This is a genomic window from Nostoc sp. T09, assembly GCF_002154695.1.
Classification (GTDB): Bacteria; Cyanobacteriota; Cyanobacteriia; order Cyanobacteriales; family Nostocaceae; genus Aulosira.
Window position 1 is genome coordinate 1 of sequence record NZ_MTAV01000220.1, and the last position, 1,852, is coordinate 1,852.

The 1,852-nt window shown below is 40.5% G+C and carries 1 protein-coding gene; it reads right to left on the bottom strand.

The window, feature by feature from the left end:
• Window positions 1-116 precede the first annotated feature (116 nt).
• Window positions 117-1,478 (bottom strand): NAD(P)/FAD-dependent oxidoreductase, encoded by a 1,362-nt coding sequence (locus tag BV372_RS32495; protein ID WP_086691301.1) that lies wholly within the window; start codon window positions 1,476-1,478, stop codon window positions 117-119.
• Between the last annotated feature and the right edge of the window lie 374 nt (window positions 1,479-1,852).

Below are 1,852 nucleotides of genomic sequence, written 5' to 3' on the forward strand. Positions count from 1 at the left end.
TCAGAATTCAGAAGTAAAACAGTCTTTATGCTTAGGTTTGAGGCTTAGGATCTGTACTTCAGTAACTAGTGATGAATCAGTGAACAGGCTGGTAACTGTTCACCGTTTATTGAATACTAGACGTTAACAGCTTGCTTACTTTTTTCTGAGGAATAAAAACTATTGCTATCATCAACGTTGATTGAGATGCGTGATTCTTCTCCTGTAATCAATCTCGCTCCACGATTACGGGTAATATAGTTCCACGCCCACTGAATCATCACTATTAATTTGTTGTCAAATTCAATTAAAAAGTATATATGTACCAACAGCCAAAACAGCCATGCAAAGAAACCTCTAAGTTTGATAAAACCTAAATCTACAACAGCGGAATTTTGCCCAATCATTGCTAAACTACCACGGTTAATGTAATCAAAAGGTGGCAAAATATTACCTTTAAGTCGCTGTTCAATTACTGTGGCAACGTATTCTCCTTCTTGTTTGGCAACTGGTGCAACACCAGGTAGGGGTTTACCGTCCTGATGGGAAAAATTGGCTAAGTCACCAACGACAAAAATATTGGCATATCCTTTAATACTTAAGTCAGATTCAACAATAACTCTTCCTGCACGGTCTAGTTCAACTCCTGTGCGTTCTGCTAAAACTTTGCCCATTGGAGATGCTTTTACGCCTGCCGCCCATAGTATTGTTTTTGAGGCAATTTCTCTAACTCCATCGCCTTGTTTAAGGGTAACAATATCATCTTTAATATTTGTTACCAATGTCTTTGTTTGGACAATAATGCCCAATTCTTTGAGAGATTTTTCTGCTGCTTGTGATAACTCGGGCGCAAAAGGTGGCAGGATGCGATCCATACCTTCTAATAAAAGAATTCTGGTTTCTGATGTGTCGATGTTGCGAAAATCTTCTTTTAAGGTTTGGTATGCTAGCTCTGCGATCGCACCTGCTAATTCTACCCCTGTGGGACCGCCACCCACAATCACAAAGCTTAACCAGGCACGGCGTTTTACTGGATCAGTTTCTTTTTCTGCTGCTTCAAATGCTGTAAAAATCCGGCGACGCATTTCTATAGCATCTTCCACCGTTTTTAAACCAGGTGCAAATTCTTCCCAGCCGTCCTTACCAAAGTAGGAATGCTTCGCGCCTGTAGCCACAATCAAGGTATCGTAAGCTATTGCTTCGCCATCAACCAGTACTTTTTGCGCTTCTGGATCAATATCATTTACAGATCCCAGCAATACTTTGGTATTTTTGCTTTTACTCAGCACCGATCGCAAAGGTGAGGAAATATCAGCAGGTGATAAAGTCCCTGTAGCTACTTGGTACAGCAGTGGTTGAAATAAATGAAAGTTGCGTTTATCAATAAGCGTAACGTTGACAGGAGCCTTGGCAAGTGCTTTTGCCGCATACAACCCCCCAAAGCCGCCACCAACGATAACCACTTGATGAGGTGGGTTATTGTCAAGGGAATTTACCATAAGAAATATTTCCTTATATTACGGCTACTGTAACTATTCTTAATATAAATGTATCAAACTTGGCAAAACTCTTTCTGTTCGCCCTGCACAGATGAAAAGATAATTAAAGTGAGGAAAGCTACATTTTTTTGGTAATTAAACTTACTTGCGATCGGGTGGAGAGTTGGATGCGGAGAATCGAAACTTATACCATTTCACTTTAATAATGATACAAATACGCGGCTAAGGGTTTAGCAATGCTCATTGGTGTCAACTTAAGTTAAAAGCCTTATCCCACAAGCGTTTTACCCCACCCCCAACCCCTCCCCTTGGCACTACCGTGTATACACAAGTTGGATGTAAAGTAGGTGCAGAGAATTTTTGAGAAGCAAAAA

What these genes read in the sequence shown, in the direction of transcription:
- BV372_RS32495 (WP_086691301.1), bottom strand. Translation starts at nt 1,478, where the DNA reads ATGGTAAATTCCCTTGACAATAACCCACCTCATCAAGTGGTTATCGTT.